The organism is Rhizobium sp. WW22, assembly GCF_047041135.1.
In the GTDB taxonomy this organism is placed as follows: Bacteria; Pseudomonadota; Alphaproteobacteria; order Rhizobiales; family Rhizobiaceae; genus Rhizobium.
Genome location: NZ_CP178198.1, coordinates 871220 through 887952, shown reverse-complemented (window position 1 = coordinate 887952; position 16733 = coordinate 871220). Strand labels below are relative to the sequence as shown.

At 60.8% G+C, this 16733-nt stretch carries 16 protein-coding genes and 1 pseudogene; 10 read left to right on the top strand and 7 right to left on the bottom strand.

The window, feature by feature from the left end:
- Positions 1-4 precede the first annotated feature (4 nt).
- The gene (gene hdaA / locus ACK83U_RS04485) at positions 5-718 is read right to left on the bottom strand and encodes a DnaA regulatory inactivator HdaA (protein ID WP_112607261.1); all 714 of its coding nucleotides are present in this window, start codon (positions 716-718) and stop codon (positions 5-7) included.
- A gap of 2 nt (positions 719-720) precedes the next feature.
- Complete coding sequence (locus ACK83U_RS04480; RefSeq protein ID WP_112410647.1) at positions 721-1851, bottom strand: AI-2E family transporter; 1131 nt, start codon at positions 1849-1851, stop codon at positions 721-723.
- Between the two features lie 222 nt (positions 1852-2073).
- On the opposite strand from ACK83U_RS04480, the gene purM reads away from it, so the two are divergent.
- Together purM and purN are read left to right on the top strand one after the other, a co-directional pair.
- The gene (purM, locus tag ACK83U_RS04475; RefSeq protein WP_112607263.1) at positions 2074-3147 is read left to right on the top strand and encodes a phosphoribosylformylglycinamidine cyclo-ligase; all 1074 of its coding nucleotides are present in this window, start codon (positions 2074-2076) and stop codon (positions 3145-3147) included.
- Positions 3144-3814, top strand: a pseudogene (purN, locus tag ACK83U_RS04470) (phosphoribosylglycinamide formyltransferase). Before purM ends, purN begins: the two are co-directional and overlap by 4 nt.
- A 57-nt stretch (positions 3815-3871) precedes the next feature.
- Here the strand turns inward: purN and ACK83U_RS04465 are convergent.
- The 3 genes from ACK83U_RS04465 to ACK83U_RS04455 all read right to left on the bottom strand — a co-directional run bounded on the left by ACK83U_RS04465 (position 3872) and on the right by ACK83U_RS04455 (position 7887).
- Positions 3872-5041 carry an alpha-D-ribose 1-methylphosphonate 5-triphosphate diphosphatase gene (locus tag ACK83U_RS04465; protein ID WP_112607267.1) on the bottom strand — a complete coding sequence of 390 codons (1170 nt, stop codon included), beginning with the start codon at positions 5039-5041 and terminating at the stop codon, positions 3872-3874.
- A 132-nt stretch (positions 5042-5173) separates the two neighbouring features.
- Positions 5174-5767 (bottom strand): NUDIX domain-containing protein, encoded by a 594-nt coding sequence (locus ACK83U_RS04460; RefSeq protein ID WP_112607269.1) that lies wholly within the window; start codon positions 5765-5767, stop codon positions 5174-5176.
- Positions 5764-7887, bottom strand: a complete 2124-nt coding sequence (locus ACK83U_RS04455; protein WP_412474832.1) for a molybdopterin-dependent oxidoreductase — start codon at positions 7885-7887, stop codon at positions 5764-5766. The genes ACK83U_RS04460 and ACK83U_RS04455 overlap by 4 nt, the downstream gene beginning before the upstream one ends.
- Before the next feature lie 81 nt (positions 7888-7968).
- Here ACK83U_RS04455 and ACK83U_RS04450 point away from each other — a divergent pair, with 81 nt between their 5' ends.
- Complete coding sequence (locus ACK83U_RS04450) at positions 7969-8820, top strand: 23S rRNA (adenine(2030)-N(6))-methyltransferase RlmJ (protein ID WP_112607273.1); 852 nt, start codon at positions 7969-7971, stop codon at positions 8818-8820.
- 33 nt (positions 8821-8853) lie between these two features.
- Positions 8854-9447 carry a glutathione S-transferase gene (locus tag ACK83U_RS04445; RefSeq protein ID WP_112337891.1) on the top strand — a complete coding sequence of 198 codons (594 nt, stop codon included), beginning with the start codon at positions 8854-8856 and terminating at the stop codon, positions 9445-9447.
- Between the two features lie 10 nt (positions 9448-9457).
- Here ACK83U_RS04445 and ACK83U_RS04440 read toward each other — a convergent pair whose 3' ends face one another.
- Positions 9458-10360 carry a LysR family transcriptional regulator gene (locus ACK83U_RS04440; protein ID WP_112337892.1) on the bottom strand — a complete coding sequence of 301 codons (903 nt, stop codon included), beginning with the start codon at positions 10358-10360 and terminating at the stop codon, positions 9458-9460.
- A gap of 123 nt (positions 10361-10483) precedes the next feature.
- Here ACK83U_RS04440 and ACK83U_RS04435 point away from each other — a divergent pair, with 123 nt between their 5' ends.
- On the top strand, positions 10484-11326 hold the full coding sequence (locus ACK83U_RS04435; protein ID WP_112607275.1) for an oxidoreductase: 843 nt from the start codon (positions 10484-10486) through the stop codon (positions 11324-11326).
- Between the two features lie 73 nt (positions 11327-11399).
- Here the strand turns inward: ACK83U_RS04435 and ACK83U_RS04430 are convergent, their stop codons facing one another.
- Positions 11400-12032: an outer membrane protein gene (locus ACK83U_RS04430; protein ID WP_112607277.1), complete on the bottom strand. Its 633-nt coding sequence runs from the start codon at positions 12030-12032 to the stop codon at positions 11400-11402.
- 363 nt (positions 12033-12395) lie between these two features.
- Between ACK83U_RS04430 and ACK83U_RS04425 the strand changes: the two genes are divergently transcribed.
- From ACK83U_RS04425 to ACK83U_RS04405, 5 genes are all read left to right on the top strand, one after another.
- Positions 12396-13163, top strand: coding sequence for an SDR family oxidoreductase (locus ACK83U_RS04425; protein WP_112607279.1), 768 nt, complete (start codon positions 12396-12398; stop codon positions 13161-13163).
- Positions 13160-15202 (top strand): excinuclease ABC subunit UvrC, encoded by a 2043-nt coding sequence (gene uvrC, locus ACK83U_RS04420; RefSeq protein WP_112607281.1) that lies wholly within the window; start codon positions 13160-13162, stop codon positions 15200-15202. Before ACK83U_RS04425 ends, uvrC begins: the two co-directional genes overlap by 4 nt.
- Before the next feature lie 211 nt (positions 15203-15413).
- Positions 15414-16001, top strand: coding sequence for a CDP-diacylglycerol--glycerol-3-phosphate 3-phosphatidyltransferase (gene pgsA, locus ACK83U_RS04415; RefSeq protein WP_112337896.1), 588 nt, complete (start codon positions 15414-15416; stop codon positions 15999-16001).
- Entirely contained in the window at positions 16001-16255 is a 255-nt protein-coding gene (gene moaD, locus ACK83U_RS04410) for a molybdopterin converting factor subunit 1 (RefSeq protein WP_069616328.1), read from the top strand. The genes pgsA and moaD overlap by 1 nt, the downstream gene beginning before the upstream one ends.
- Positions 16256-16259: 4 nt before the next feature.
- Positions 16260-16730, top strand: a complete 471-nt coding sequence (locus tag ACK83U_RS04405) for a molybdenum cofactor biosynthesis protein MoaE (RefSeq protein WP_112607283.1) — start codon at positions 16260-16262, stop codon at positions 16728-16730.
- Positions 16731-16733 lie beyond the last annotated feature (3 nt).

Below are 16733 nucleotides of genomic sequence, written 5' to 3'. Positions count from 1 at the left end.
CAGCTCAATCCGGCTGGCCGGAACTGCCCAGCTCGTTCAGGACCTCGGCGGCCAACAGGCGCGTGATCCTTGTTCCCCGTCCAAGCGCCAGCCGGTCCAGCCTGTCGACGATCAGCTGCGCCGCGTTCAGGGAACGCTCCATGCGATTGACGATATAAAGGACGAGTTTGTCATCGATATAAAGCTGGCGGTCGGCGAAGAGCTTGACGATCACCTGCGACAGCAATTCCTCGTCCGGTTCGCCGATCTCGACCACCGTTGCCGCCTTCAGGCGGGAGCGCAGGTCGGGCAGTGTCACCGGCCAGGACATCGGCCAAAGCCTGCTCGTCATCAAAAGACTGGTGCCGTTTTCGCGAACGCTGTTGATGACATGGAAGAGTTCGGTATCGTCAAAGCCGAGGCGATCCACGTCTTCGAAGATGACGGGGCCGTTCGCCGCTACGACTGCGGCATCGGAGCCGGCGACAGGATGAATGTGGACGGCGCCGCACCGCTCGGTCCAGATGCTGGCGAGATGCGATTTGCCCGAACCGACAGGCCCCGCCAGGATCACCACCGGCGACGGCCAGTGTGGCCAGGAATCGATGATCCTCACCGCCGCGCTCAAGGGATCGGCGACGAGCAGATCGTCGCGCCCGTTTGCGGGGTCATGCGTAAAGGCCAAGGGCAGCTGCTCGGCGGCCTTGCGCCTTAGATCAGCGTTCTTTGCGTCGGTCATGTCTAGCTATTCTCGATCTTGCCGGCCTTGGCTCTGCGCGCCTTGCCCGCTTCCGAGCGTCCGTAATAGAGATCGCTCTGAAGGTAGCGCGAAAGGGCGAAGCGGACAAGAACGCCGCAGGCTGCAGCGGCAGGAACGGCGATCAGCAACCCGACGAAGCCGAAGAGCGCGCCAAAGGCGAAAAGCGCGAACATCAGCCAGACCGGATGCAGGCCGACGCTTTCGCCGACGAGCTTCGGCTGCAGCACATTGCCTTCCAGGAACTGGCCGGTGAAGAAGACGACGAGCGTCAGACCGACCCAGAGATAGTCGGGCCAGAACTGAACGAGCGCGACGCCGACGGCCAGAACGAGGCCAACCATCGAGCCGACATAGGGAATGAAGCTGATCATGCCGGCAAAGAGGCCGATCAGCAGGCCAAAATTCAGGCCGACCAGCGACAGACCGACGCCGTAGTAGACGCCGAGAATAATGCAAAGCGAGCCCTGCCCGCGGATGAAGCCGGCGATCGCCTGATCGATCTCGCGGGCGATTTCGCGAACGGTGGCAACATGATCGCGCGGGATCCAGTCGTCTACCTTGGCGACCATCCGATCCCAGTCGAGCAGCATATAGAAGGCGACGACGGGTGTGACGACCATCAGCGAGAGGATGTTGACCAGCGCCTTGCCGGAGCTCCAGAGCTGCGCGAACAGACCGCCGACAAAGCTCAGACCTTCGGACATGATGCTGGAGAAATTGTCCTTGATCGCGCCGAGCTGGTTGCGAATCCAATCCGGCAGCACCATGGTCTGCGCCTTGGCGATCAGCTGCTGGATCTGCTGCACATAGGTCGGAATGTGCTGGATGAAATCGTTGAACTGATTGACGATGATCGGGATGAAGATCGTCAAAGCCAGCGCGAAGACCAGCACGAAGGAGACGAGGATCACCACCGTTGCCATAAGGCGGCTGAGGCCGATCCGCTCCAGCCGGTCGGCGACCGGATCGAGGAAATAGGCGACCGCCATGCCGGCGATGAACGGCAACAGGATCGTGCTAAAGATATAGATAAAGGCGATGAAAACGACGAGCACGATCACCCAGAAGGTGACTTGACGCTTGAGGCTCGCCCCGCTGACCTTTTGCTCCATCGTCTTCCCCGTCACTCCGCGCCCGTTTGCCGTGTGCTTAGGACATAGGATGATGCCGCAATTATGGTCAAGTCTGCGGCCGGAAATCTGCCCTGAGCAATGGGAAGCGGGGAAAATTGAGGGTGTTGCGGCGCTTGCGCCTTGCATAAAGGCCCCTATCATGCAATGGCGACCCGATCAAAGCCCTGTCATACTGGACGGGCGGCCATCGGAGGCGGAAGCATGAGCCAGTCTGGAAAAAACGGTCTGACCTATAGCGACGCGGGTGTCGATATCGACGCCGGCAACCTGCTGGTCGAAAAGATCAAGCCTGCCGTCCGCTCGACGCGCCGGCCGGGTGCCGATGGCGAGATCGGCGGCTTCGGCGGCCTGTTCGACCTCAAGGCTGCCGGCTTTACCGATCCGGTGCTGGTCGCCGCCAATGACGGCGTCGGCACCAAGCTGAAGATCGCGATCGATGCCAATTATCACGACACCGTCGGCATCGACCTCGTTGCCATGTGCGTGAACGATTTGGTCGTCCAGGGCGCCGAACCGCTGTTCTTCCTCGATTACTTCGCCACCGGCAAGCTCGACCCCGACCAGGGAGCGGCGATCGTCGGCGGCATCGCTGCCGGCTGCCGCGATGCAGGCTGTGCGCTGATCGGCGGCGAGACTGCGGAAATGCCGGGCATGTATTCCCATGGCGACTACGATCTGGCGGGCTTTGCCGTCGGTGCGGCCGAACGCGGCCAACTGCTTCCTTCGGGCGATATTGCCGAGGGCGATGTCATTCTCGGCCTCGCCTCGTCAGGCGTTCATTCCAACGGCTTCTCGCTGGTGCGCAAGATCGTCGAGCTTTCCGGCCTCCGCTGGGATGCGCCGGCTCCCTTCGCCGAAGGCAAGGCGCTCGGCGAAGCGCTGCTGACGCCGACGCGCATCTATGTGAAGCCGCTGCTGAAAGCCATCCGTGAAACCCATGCCCTGAAGGCTCTCGCCCATATTACCGGCGGCGGGTTCCCGGAGAATATTCCGCGCGTACTGCCGAAGCATCTCGCCGCCGAGATCGATCTGGCCGCCGTCAAGGTGCCGCCGGTCTTCTCCTGGCTTGCCAAGACGGGCGGCGTCGAGGCCAAGGAAATGTTGCGCACCTTCAACTGCGGCATCGGCATGATCGTGGTCGTCGCTCAGGAAAATGTCGACGCCGTGAAGGCCGCGCTTGAAGCTGAAGGCGAAGCGGTCGTTACGCTCGGCCGCATGGTCGCCCGTGAAGAAGGCGCTCCCGGCACCGTCTACAAGAGCACGCTCGCTCTATGACCACGCCGCGCAAACGCGTCGTCGTCTTCATCTCGGGCGGCGGCTCCAACATGCTGGCTCTTCTGAAAGCCACCAAGGCAGCGGATTATCCAGCGGAGATCGTCGGCGTCATCTCCGACAAGGCGGATGCGGGCGGGTTGGCAAAAGCCGCGGCTGAAGGCATTGCGACCTTCGCTTTCGTGCGCAAGGAATTTGTCAGCAAGGAAGCCCATGAAGAGGCGATCCTTTCGCAGCTGGAAGCCCTCTCCCCCGACATCATCTGCCTTGCCGGTTATATGCGGCTGCTCTCGGGCCGCTTCATCCAGGCCTATGGGGCCGGATCATCAATATCCATCCGTCGCTGCTGCCGCTTTTTCCCGGCCTGCACACGCATCAGCGTGCGATCGACGCCGGCATGCGCATCGCCGGCTGCACCGTGCATTTCGTCACCGAGGGCATGGACGAAGGTCCTGTCGTCGGCCAGGCTGCCGTGCCTGTCTTGACCGACGATACCGCCGAAAGCCTTGCCGCCCGCGTACTTACGGTGGAGCATCAGATTTATCCGCAATCGCTGCGGCTTCTGGCGGAAGGCAAGGTCAGGATGGAAGGCGGCAAGGCCATAAGCCTCGGCAAAACACCTGCTGTCGATGGACGGCAGGTTTTGTCACTGCTTGGGGACATAGGTTAAATAAGGAATTCCGGCGGCAAACAGTCCCCCTCATCCGCCGCTCTCAATCGCCCTTCCTCAAGCCGCAATTGCCATCAACGGATGCAGCGTGCCGTCGCTATAGACGATGCGGCCGCCGCGGAAGGTTGCGCGGATGCGGTGAACCGAGCCGGGCTCGACGGCGACCAGATCGGCAAGCTGACCGACAGCAATCTCGCCGCGATCCGTCAGACCGGCCGAACGGGCAGCGTTGGCTGTTGCCGTCGCAACAGCCGCCGGCAGACCGCCGGCAACAACATCGGCGATCTTGAAGATCGCCGGCACAAAGGCCGCCGGGTGATAATCAGCCGCGATGATGCCGAGCAGGCCGGAGCGCGCCGCATCCAGGGCGCTGAGATTACCGGACATGGACTGGCCGCGCAGTGCGTTCGGCGCGCCCATAAGGGTCCAGAGACCGCGACGGCAGGCTTCCTCCGCGGCAGGTCCCGTCACCGGAAACTCGCTGATCGTCACGCCGAGATCGTGCATCGCGGCGACTTTTTCGGCACTGTCGTCGTCATGCGAGGCGAGCGACAGCTTGTGCTTCAGCGCAAGTTCAACCACGTCATGCAGCTTGCGTTCGATCTCAGGATCCTCGCGCTGTGCGATGCGTTTTGCCACCACTTCCTCGGCCGCCTCGCGCGACATGGACCGACGCTCGGACATGCTGCGGATATAGCTTTCGATGTCATTATACTGCCCCTGCCCCGGCGTGTGGTCGGTGAGCGAAATCATATCGACGGAGCCTTCTTCCAGCAGCCGCTCCAGGGTCGGCGCCGCGCCGAGATTGGTGATTTCGTAGCGTGCATGGACACGGTGGTCGATCAGGAGCTCATCGCGCAGGCTGCCGATGCCGCGGATGACCGCCGAGGTGGTTTCGAGCGAACGGACATGGCCGTAGACGCTTTCGGTCGCAAAGGAGAGCGCTGCAAAGGCCGTGGTGACGCCAGCCGCCGCCAGCTTCTTGTCCAGCTCGTGAATGCCGAAATCGATCGGCATCATCGCATTCGGCCGCGGCGCGATCTCGCGCTCCACCATGTCACAATGCAGATCGACGAAGCCCGGCATCAGCAAGCGGCCACCGCCATCGAACGTTGGCTGCGCCACCGGCTCCGAGCGGATTTCGGCAATCACGCCGTCCTCGATGCGCACTGCGCCCTTCTCGACGACTTCATTAGGAAGAACGAGCGTGAAATTGCTGAGCCACATCGGCTTTCTCCTGAAACATCCATAAGCGAAGGAAGGGCGGAAGCATTCAAGTGTCTTCGGCCGCACGCCCCGGTAAGCTCGATTCGTGACAATGTGATGAATGGGAGAGCAAGCTCCCACCCACGCAGCCGCCTATTTCAGGCTGGCGACATTCAAGGCCGCCCATTGCAGCAGCATAATCGTCTTGGCGTCACAGATATCGCCGGTCTCGATCATGACAATCGCATCGGGCAGGCGAACTTCCAGCACCTCTATATCCTCATGCTCTTCCGCAAGCCCGCCGCCATCGGCAACACGGTCGGACGTGTCAATCACGGCGGCGAAGAAATGAATGACCTCCGTCGAGGAGCCGGGCGAGGTCATCGCCTTGAACAGGAAGCGGACGTCGCGCACGCGAAAGCCGGTCTCCTCCATAGCCTCGCGGCGGATCGCGGCTTCCGGCTGGTCGCCGTCGAGCAATCCGGCGGGCACTTCGATCATCCAGGACGTCTCGCCGACCAGCCGGGCCGGCAGACGGTATTGCCGAATGAGCACCACGGTTTCGCGCTTGGGATCATAGAGGAGGATGCAGGCCGCCGGCGTGCGATGATAGACCTCGCGCTTCAGGCGATGTCTTTCGCCTCGTGAATCCGTGTAATCGACCTCAAAGGTACTCAGCCGCGTCCATTGGTCCGCCAGCGTCTTTTCGCTGACGATCTCGGCTTTCGCGTTTTCGAATTTACTCATGCCACGTCCTTGCGAAGCCATACCTTATTGTCGTGGACAGCCGCGCCGCCATAGGGCGCGACCGGGTCCGCGCCGGTGAGCACATTGATCCCCTCGCCATCGACATGAGCCTTGTTCGGCCAGAGCCCCTCGGCGATCAGCACACCGGGCTTCACTTCCGTCGTCACGCGGGCGTGGAGGCGGATATCGCCGCGACCATTGCCGACACACACCAGATCGCCGTGTGCAATCTCAAGCGCTTCGGCATCGGCCGGATTGATCATCACCTCGGGACGGCCTTCCTTCTGCCGTGACGTCTTCGTTTCCGCGAAACTTGAATTCAGGAAATTGCGCGAGGGCGAGGTCGCGAGCCGGAAAGGATGCTCGGGGTCGACCACCTCGATCACATCGACCTGGTCCGGAAACTCCGGCAGTTCGACGTGAGGGCCGAGCAGACCGACGGATGCTGGCGGGCGGTTCGGCGCCGGCTGATTGGTCCAATCGGGGCGAAAGCGGAACTTGCCGTCGGGATGAGCGAAGCCGTTGACGAAATGTGCATCCTCGAAATCCGGCTGGCGGTCGAACCATTTGTGTTCGAGGAAGTAATCGTAATCCGGCAGACCGCTCCTCGACAGAATCCTGTCGATCATCTCGCGGGCGGAAAAGCCGAAGCCGGGGCGATCCGCGACGCCGAGGCGCTTTGCGAGCTCCTCGATGACGAAGAGATTGCTGCGAACGGTCGGCGGCGGCTCCACGAGCTTCGGGCCGAGAAGGATGTGGTTCTGCCCGCCGGCGCGGTAGATGTCGTCATGCTCGACGAACATGGTGGCGGGGATGACGATATCGGCCATCTCGGCCGTATCGGTCATGAACTGCTCGTGTACAGCCACGAAGAGGTCGGAGCGGGCAAAACCGCGCTTCACCAGCCGCTGCTCCGGCGCAATATTCACCGGATTGGTGTTCTGGATAAGCATCGCGGTCACCGGGCCGCGATGGCGCAGCGCCACGGCATCGCCGGTCAAAGCGCGGCCGATCTGCGACTGATCGATCATGCGGATATCCTGATCCTTCATGGCGCGGCCGGTGAGTTCGCTCGCGTCCATGCGGAAGATATCGCTGTTCGAATGAAAGGCGCCGCCGCCTTCATATTGCCAGGAACCGAGAACTGTGGCGATCGAGGCTGTCGCGTGCATGGCGATCGCGCCATTGCGCTGACGGGTAAAGCCGTAGCCGAGGCGGAAGTAGGTCTTCTTCGTCGTTCCCACGAGCTTGGCGAAGGCTTCGATCTCATTAACCGAAAGGCCGGTGATGCCAGCAGCCCATGCCGGGGTCTTTGACTTCAAATGCTCTTCCAGGCCGGCGGGATCGTCGGCATATTTGGCCATGTAGTCGCGGTCGGCATAGCCATCGCGGAAGGCGATGTGCATGACGGCGCACGCAAGGGCCGCATCCGTGCCCGGCTTGACGATCAGGGCCATGTCGGCCTGCTTCATCGTCGGGTTGTCGTAGATATCGACGACGACGATCTTGGCGCCGCGCTCCTTGCGGGACTTCACCGCATGGGTCATGACATTGACCTGCGTCGCCACGGCATTCGTGCCCCATATGACGACGCAATCCGTGCGGCCCATTTCCCGCGGATCGGGGCCGCGCAGCACGCCTGTCGCCATCGTGAAGCCGGTCCAGGCCGGATTGGTGCAGATCGATGAGAAGAAGCCGGAATAGCGCTTGGCATGGCGGAGCCGCTCGATGGAATCGCGCTGCACCCAGCCCATCGTTCCGGCATAGAAATAGGGCCAGATCGCCTCGCTGCCGTCTTTCGCTTCCGCCTTCACGAAGGCTTCGGCGATCTCATCCAGCGCCGCGTCCCAGGAAAGCTCCTGCCAGCGCCCCTGGCCCTTGGTGCCGGCGCGGCGAAGCGGCTTCATCAGGCGATCAGGATGGTAAAGCCGCTCGGCATAGCGCGCGACCTTGGCGCAAATGACGCCCGAGGTGTAGGAATGGTCGTTGGCCCCGCGAACCCGGCCGATCCTGCCGTCTTCAGTCAGATCGACCTCCAGCGCGCAGGTGGAAGGACAGTCATGCGGACAGGCCGTGTGGCCGATGCGCGATTTGGCTTGGATGGGGGTCGCAATGTTCATGATGTTTGTATATTTCAAGCGATGTCCGGCCACTAGAGACAATCCGGCCCATCTCAACAATTCATGCGGACTTCACCGACAATGAACTATCGGCACATCTACCACGCGGGCAATTTTGCCGATGTCTTGAAACACGCAATCCTCGCGCGCCTCGTCCGCTACATGCAGAACAAGGACAAGGCGTTCCGCGTCCTCGACACGCATGCCGGCATCGGGCTCTACGATCTCTCCTCCGAGGAAGCGCAGAAGACCGGCGAGTGGCGCGATGGCATCGGCAGGGTGTTGGAGGCGGAACTCGTGCCGCAGGTCGCCGAGCTTCTGGAGCCCTATCTTGCCGCCATCCGGGAATTGAACCCCGAAGGCGGCGTCAGGCTCTATCCCGGCTCGCCGAAACTCGCGCGCATGCTGTTTCGCCCGCAGGACCGGCTTTCGGCGATGGAACTGCATCCGGACGATTTCCAGCGGTTGCACCGGCTGTTTGAGGGCGATCACCACGCCCGCATTACCGAGCTCGACGGCTGGCTGGCGCTCGGCGCGCATCTGCCGCCGAAGGAAAAGCGCGGCATCGTGCTCGTCGACCCGCCTTTCGAGGAAGAAGGCGAATATGAGCGGCTGATCGATGGGCTCGCAAAGGCCTCGCGCCGCTTTCCCGGTGGCACCTATTGCCTCTGGTATCCGATCAAGAAGGACGCGCCGATCAAGCCATTTCACGAGGCGCTGCAGGCACTGGAAATTCCGAAGATGCTCTGCGCTGAGCTGAGCGTCAAAAGCGACCGCGGCTTCACCGGGCTTACCGGCTCCGGCCTCATCATCGTCAATCCGCCCTTCACGCTCAAGGACGAGCTGCACGCGCTGCTGCCGGCCTTGAAGGATATTCTGGCGCAGGACCGCTTCGCTTCGCAGCGCGCCTTCTGGCTGCGTGGCGAACATTGAGACTTTTCACACATATATCCGACAGGTGATTTCATGAGACTTCTTTGCTCGCCCACCTCCCCCTTCTCCAGCAAGGTGCGCATGGCCGCACGCCATCTCGGCATCAAGCTCGAGGAAATCCACGTCGATACGAATGCCGGTCCAACACTGCTGATCGACAACAATCCGCTCGGCAAGATCCCGACATTGCTGACCGGCGACGGTGAGGCCATTTTCGACAGCCGCGCCATCATGCATTATTTCGACCGGCGCGAGGGCGGGCTCTATCCTTCGAAGAGGGGCAAGCGCACCGAAATCGAGGTTCTGGAAGCGCTGATCGACGGCACCAACGAGTGCCTGCTGTCGATCGTCTACGAGCGGCGCCTTCGCGAACCCGAGAAGCAGCATCAGCCCTGGATCGACCGCCAGTGGACAAAGGTCAGCCGCGCCCTCACCCATCTCGACGCCGAGCCGCCGAAGATCGGCAAGAAGCTGCATGCGGGTCACTTCGCGCTTGCCTCCCTCATCGGCTATCTGCAGCTCCGCTTCGAAGGACAATGGGAAGGGGACTATGCGGGATTGACGGACTGGGCACGCAAGTTCGAGAAGCATTTCCCCGATTTTCCGGCGATGAAACCGCAGGTCTGAAGCGGTCGACTTAGCCCTGGCGGGCAGCGTCGGCCTTTACGAAATCGACGAAGGCGCGCAGAGCCGTCGGCAACTGCCTGCGGCTCGGATAATAGAGAAAGAATCCGGGATAATAAGGACACCAGTCCTCAAGCACGCGGATCAGCCGGCCATCCCGCAAGGCCGGTAGCGCGTGATCTTCAAATACGAAGGCAAGACCGGAGCCATTGATAGCGGCATCCAGCATGATATCGAGATCGCCAAGCGTGAGCGGCCCCTGCACCTCGATCTCCAGCTCGATGCCCCCGCGCTCGAACTCCCAGCGATAATAGGTGCCGCTCGCGAAACGGTAGCGGATGCAGGGGTGATCCTTCAGATCGTGGGGCGTGAGCGGTTTGGGAAAACGCTGAAAATGTTCGGGCGAGCCGACGATCGCCGTCCGCTGGCGAGGCCCGATGGGGACAGCGATCATGTCGGCGGCGATGCGTTCGCCGAACCGTATGCCGGCGTCGAAACCGGAGGCAACCGTATCCACGAGCGCATCGTCCACTACGATTTCGACTTCGATGGCGGGGTAAGTCCTCAGGAACCGCGACACGATCGGCAGCAATACCATCCTGGCTGCAGGACGCGGGGCATTGATGCGCAGCTTGCCATAGGGCTGGCCGCGGAATTTATCGAGATCCTCCAGCGCATCGTCGATATCGAGAAACGCCGGGCGGATGCGATCGAACAGGCGTTCGCCGGCTTCCGTCAAGCCGACGCCACGGGTGGTGCGATTGACCAGTCGCACATCCAGCCGCTCCTCGATGGCGCGCAACGAATGGCTGAGCGCGGAGGGAGTCACCCCTAATTCCACCGCCGCTTTGCGAAAGCTACGGTGTTCGGCAATTGCAAGGAAGATCGCCAGATCTATCGAACGGATGCGTCGCATTGGTGAGATTTTCTCAACTCTTCATGGAAGAGAAAGTAGATTATCTCAGCGATACCATCAAGCTACCTTTCTCCTGCAAGCGAATTCCATCTATGGAATTGCAAACTCACGAAGGAGAAAGCCATGCGTGTTTGGTTCATTACGGGTGCATCCCGCGGGTTTGGTGCCCTTATCACTCAAGAAGCCCTCACCGCCGGCGACGCCGTTGTCGCTACAGCTCGCAATCCCGTTGGGCTGGCGGAGAAGTTCGGCAATCACCCGAACCTCCTATCCGTCGCCCTCGACGTATGGAGCGAGGCGCAGGCCCATGAAGCCGCCGAGATCGCCGTCAAGCGTTTCGGCAAGATCGACGTCCTTGTCAATAATGCCGGCTACGGGCTTCTGGGTGCCGTGGAGGAAGCAACTGCCGAGGAAATCGAAAAGCTCTATGCGACCAACGTCTTCGGCCTGCTGAAGGTCACGCGCGCCGTCCTGCCGCAGATGCGCCGGCAGCGTTCGGGCCATGTCATCAACATGTCCTCGGTCGGCGGTTATCAGAGCTTTGCCGGCTGGGGCGTCTATTGCTCGACAAAGTTCGCCATCGAAGGCCTCTCCGAAGCGATGGCAGCGGAGTTGCAGCCGCTCGGCATCCAGGTCACCGTTGTCGAACCCGGCTTTTTCCGCACCGACTTCCTCGATGAAAGCTCGCTTGCAGTCAGCCCGAGTTCGATTGCCGACTACAGGGACACTCCGGCCGGAGCGATGCGCGATTTCGCGGCCGACCATAATCACGCTCAGCCCGGCGATCCCAAACGTCTTGCAAAATCGATGATCACGCTTGCCCATTCGGCGAACCCGCCTCTGCGCATGCCTTTCGGCTCGGATACGGTCGGCGCGATCGAGACCAAGAACGAATATGTCGCCAGAGAGCTGGCCGATTGGCGCGAACTGGCCGTCTCGACTGACTTCCCGAAGGAAGCCACCTAAACATTCCGAGGCGTAATGCAAAAAAGCCGGGGTTTTCACCCCGGCCTTTTCTTCAGGCTATGCCTTCAGATGATTAGAACTTGACGCCGATACCGACCTTTACGCTCTGCTCGTCGTAACCGCGAGAGAAGCGACCGGAGTCGAGGTCGAAGTTCTTCTTGCCGTAGTCCGTGTAGCGGTACTCGAGGCGAGCGGTGATGTTGTTGGTGATGAAGGTTTCAGCACCTGCACCGACCGTGTAACCAACAGCCGTCTTGCTGTCAGACGAGGTAGCGTCTTCGAGCTTGTTCTGGCCGAGCGCCAGACCGGCCGTGCCATACAGCATGAACGGGTTAAAGTCGTAGCCGATACGACCGCGAACCGAGCCATTGACGCCATTCTTGGCGGTCAGACCGTTGCGGGTGCTGTCAATGCCGGCGTAGCCGAGGTCTGCTTCAACGCCGTATACGATCTGGCCCTGCTGCCAGTTGTAGCCGGTGAAGGCCTGGCCGCCGAAGCCATAGCCGTTGCCATTGTGGCTGAAATGACCTTTGCTCCAGTCGCCTGCACCACCGATGTAGAAGCCGGACCAGTTGTTGACGGCCGGAGCTGCTTCCTGAGCGACGGGCGGCTGCGGAATCTGCTCGACAGCGTCAGCGGCGTGAGCTGCGGTGTAGCCACCGAGGGCGAGAGTGGAGACCATGAGGGTCTTGATAAGAGTACGCATACTTTTCTCCTTTCAGGCCCGTGTGCTTCGCTTACTGTCTTCGACTGTGAAGCGCCACGAGCAATTAAACATATCCCTCCCGGATCGAGGTTGAAATTGGAATGCAAATGAGGAATTGGAAGAGCCAAAATATGATATCATTGTGGCACAGAGGTGGCTGAATTTCGATGTTGCTTCATCGCAACAGAGGAATTATTAACCATAACCAATGGTTAAAGCATGTATACTTATTTTAAACTAAATATATCGCAAGTTTTACATAAGAAACTCCGAAGCGTGTCATTTGCTCACACATCTTTTCATATGGTGTATCGACGCCCTATATGAACATCGATCGGGTAACGACGAGCAGAAGGCGATCTCTTGAGCCAGGAAAAACTACGCACGGCGCTGATAACCGGCGCGTCCAAAAGAATAGGTCTGGCAATTGCCGAGGATTTATCGGCTCATGGCTTCGCGGTGGCGTTGCATGCCCATCAGTCCCTTGCCGAGGCGGAAGAAATTGCGGCGAAACTGCGGCAAGCGGGCCGAAAGGCGATTGCGATCAAGGCCGATCTGCGAGATTTGGCCGAGACGTCAACCCTTGTCGAAAGGGCCGCGGATGCTCTTGGTCCGCTCGATCTTCTGGTCAACAACGCCTCGGCTTTCCTCGGTGATTCCGCCGATCATTTCGACGCCGAAGCCTTCGAAGCGCACTTCGCCGTGCATGTGCGCGCGCCATCCATTCTGGCTGCCGATCTCGTCCGGCAGCTTCCCGAACCCTATCCGGGCCTGATCGTCAACATGGTCGATCAGCGGGTCTGGGCGCTTAATCCCCGCTTCTACTCCTATACGCTGTCGAAAGCTGCTCTCTGGACCGCAACCCAGACGATGGCGCAGAGCTTTGCGCCGCGTATCCGCGTCAATGCGATCGGCCCGGGTCCGACGGTGCGCAGCGTGCGGCAGAGCGAGGAGGACTTTCAAGCGCAGATCGACGGCCTCATATTGAAGGCGGCGCCGGGGCTCGAAGAATTCGGCCGGACCATCCGCTTTCTTTTTGACACGCCCTCGATCACGGGCCAAATGATAGCGCTCGATGGCGGCCAGCACCTTGCCTGGGAAACGCCAGACGTGTCGGAGAGTGCGGAATGAATGGAAGAAAGCTGCCCGATGGCGGCGTTCTCTATGACGAATCAGAGGATATCGAAGACGACATCGAGGTGGAGGGCGATGCCGCCGCCTCCCCTGTTGCGCCTGTCGATTGGAATGAAGGCGGCAAGAACGAGACCGGGCTTCGCGGCGCCGAACTGATCGCCGAATTCGTCAAGCGGCTGCCGAACAATCCCGGCGTTTATCGCATGTTCAACGAAGCCGGCGACGTACTCTACGTCGGCAAGGCGCGAAACCTGAAGAAGCGCGTTTCCAACTACGCTCTGGGCAAGGTGCACTCCAACCGCATCGCCCGTATGGTGCGCGAAACCGCCAATATGGAATTCGTCACCACGCGCACTGAAACGGAAGCGCTGCTGCTGGAAGCGAATCTCATCAAACGCTTGCGCCCGCGCTTTAACGTGCTGCTGCGGGACGACAAATCCTTCCCCTATATTCTGATCACGGGCGATCATCGCGCGCCGGCGATCTTCAAGCATCGCGGCGCCCGCGCTCGCAAGGGCGACTATTTCGGGCCCTTCGCATCGGCCGGCGCGGTCGGACGCACCATCAATTCGCTGCAGCGCGCCTTCCTCATCCGCACCTGTACCGATAGCGTCTTCGAGACGCGCACGCGGCCCTGTCTGCTCTATCAGATCAAGCGCTGTTCCGCCCCCTGCACCCATGAGATCAGCGATGCAGGCTATGCGGAACTGGTGCAGGAAGCGAAGGACTTCCTTTCCGGCAAGAGCCAGAACGTCAAGGCGCATATGGCCGAGGCGATGAATGCCGCCGCCGAAGATCTGGATTTCGAGCGCGCCGCGATCTTTCGCGATCGGCTTGCCGCGCTCTCGCATGTGCAGAGCCATCAAGGCATCAATCCGGCCGGAGTGGAGGAAGCAGATGTCTTCGCCATCCATCACGAGGGCGGCATTTCCTGCATCCAGGTCTTCTTCTTCCGCACCGGGCAGAACTGGGGCAATCGCGCTTATTTCCCCAAGGCCGATCCATCGCTCTCGGGCGCCGAAGTGCTGAACGCGTTCCTTGCGCAATTCTATGATGACAAGCCCGTGCCGCGGCAGATCCTGCTGTCGGAGAGCATAGAGGAAATGGAACTCTTGGCGGCAGCGCTTACCGAGAAGGCCGGCCACAAGGTCGCGATCCTCGTGCCGCAGCGCGGCGAAAAGCGCGATTTGGTCGAGCATGTCATCGCCAATGCGCGCGAGGCGCATGGCCGCAAGCTGGCGGAAACCGCCTCGCAATCGCGGCTGCTTGAAGGTTTCAGGGAAACATTCAAGCTTCCCTATGTGCCGCAGCGCATCGAGATCTACGACAACTCCCATATCATGGGCACGAATGCGGTCGGCGGCATGGTGGTCGCCGGGCCGGAAGGCTTCGTCAAAAACCAGTACCGCAAATTCAACATCAAATCGACCGACATCACGCCGGGCGACGACTTCGGCATGATGCGCGAGGTCATGACCCGCCGGTTCTCACGCCTCCTGAAGGAGGAAGGAAGGCCTGATCGGACAGCTGCCGCAGAAGCATCCGGCACCGATGCAGCCGACCAGCCCTTCCCGGCCTGGCCAGATGTCATCCTCATTGATGGCGGCCAGGGGCAGATGACGGCCGTACGCGCCATTCTCGAGGAGCTCGGGATCACCGACAGCGTTATCGCCATCGGCGTCGCCAAGGGCGTCGATCGCGAGGCCGGGCGCGAGCGCTTCTTCGCTCCAGCGCGCGAAAGTTTCTCGCTGCCGCCGCGCGATCCCGTGCTCTATTTCATCCAGCGCATGCGCGACGAGGCGCACCGCTTCGCGATCGGCTCGCATCGTGCCCGGCGCAAGAAGGAGATGGTTAGGAATCCGCTGGACGAGATCGGCGGCATCGGCCCTTCGCGCAAGCGCGCGCTGCTGCAGCATTTCGGCACCGCCAAAGCCGTATCGCGGGCAGCGCTATCGGATCTGATGGCGGTGGAGGGCATATCGGAAACCGTGGCGCGGCAGGTCTACAACCATTTCCACGAGGACGCCGCGAAATAAGCAATGCCGGTCGCAAATTCCACGCAATGGCGGTGAAAAAACAGAAACAATATTGACGATAAGGTCGCCAAACCATCATCTATGACTTGATCCCAAAAAGTGCGAAGCGGTTTTTGGAGAAGATCAAGAAAATCAAATGCTCGGAGCGCGATGAAACCCGAAATCGAGGCTCATCGCGATCCGCCGAGACAACCGAAACGAAACGATTTCCATGGCTTCGCGCGCTTACAGCATCCCCAACCTGCTCACCTACGGCCGCATCCTTTGCGTTCCTCTGATCGTTCTTTGCTTCTTCGTCGAAGGCAAGCTGGAGGGTTCCGATTTCGCCCGCTGGGTCGCGCTCTGGATCTTCGTCATCGCCTCGATCACCGATTTCCTCGATGGTTATCTTGCACGCATCTGGAACCAGACCTCCAATATCGGCCGCATGCTCGATCCGATTGCCGACAAACTGCTGGTCTCGGCGATCCTGCTTCTGGTCGCCGCCGACGGTACCATTGCCGGCTGGTCGCTCTGGGCCGCTATCATCATTCTCTGCCGCGAAATCCTCGTCTCCGGCCTGCGCGAATATCTGGCGGCGCTAAAGGTCAGCGTTCCCGTGACGCGCATCGCGAAATGGAAGACGACGGCCCAACTCGTGGCTATCGCTTTCCTGCTGGCTGGGCCTGCGGGCGACAAGGTGCTACCCTATACGACGGAGATAGGCATCGTCCTGCTCTGGATCGCAGCGCTTTTGACCATCTATACTGGCTACGATTATTTCCGGGCCGGGCTGAAGCATGTCGTGGATGAAGAATGATGACGAAGCTCGTCTATTTCGCCTGGGTGCGCGAGCGGATCGGCAAAGCGGAGGAAGAGATTTCCCTGCCCGCCGATGTCGTTACCGTCGGCGATCTCCTGAGTCATTTGAAGGGCTTGGGCGAAGAATACGAGGCGGCACTTCAATTCCCCCAGGCGATCCGCGTCGCGATCAATATGGAGCACGCCGAGCACGATGAGCCGATCGCCGGAGCGCGGGAGATCGGGCTCTTTCCGCCGATGACAGGGGGATAAGTCGATGGCTATTCAGCCGGTAGTCCGCGTTCAGCGCGAGGATTTCGATCTCCATACGGAGATCGATCGGCTGACCGACGGGCGGCGCGATATCGGCGCTGTCGTGACCTTCTCGGGCCTCTGTCGTGACGAAGGGGGCGCGCTCGGTGCCCTCGAACTCGAACATTATCCCGGCATGGCGGAAGCGGAGATCACTCGCATCGCCAAGCTCGCCATCGAGCGTTTCGAACTTCTCGGCCTCACCGCTATCCATCGCTACGGCAAGATCGCGCCCGGCGAGAACATCGTGCTCATCATTGCCGCAGCGCCGCATCGCCAGGCCGCCTTCGACGGCGCCAATTTCGTCATGGATTTCCTGAAAACCTCCGCGCCGTTCTGGAAGAAGGAACACGGCAAGGATGGCACGCAAGGCGATTGGGTTTCCGCCAAGGATGCCGACGATGCCGCGCGGGCCAAGTGGGCTGGTAACAAGTAGGCT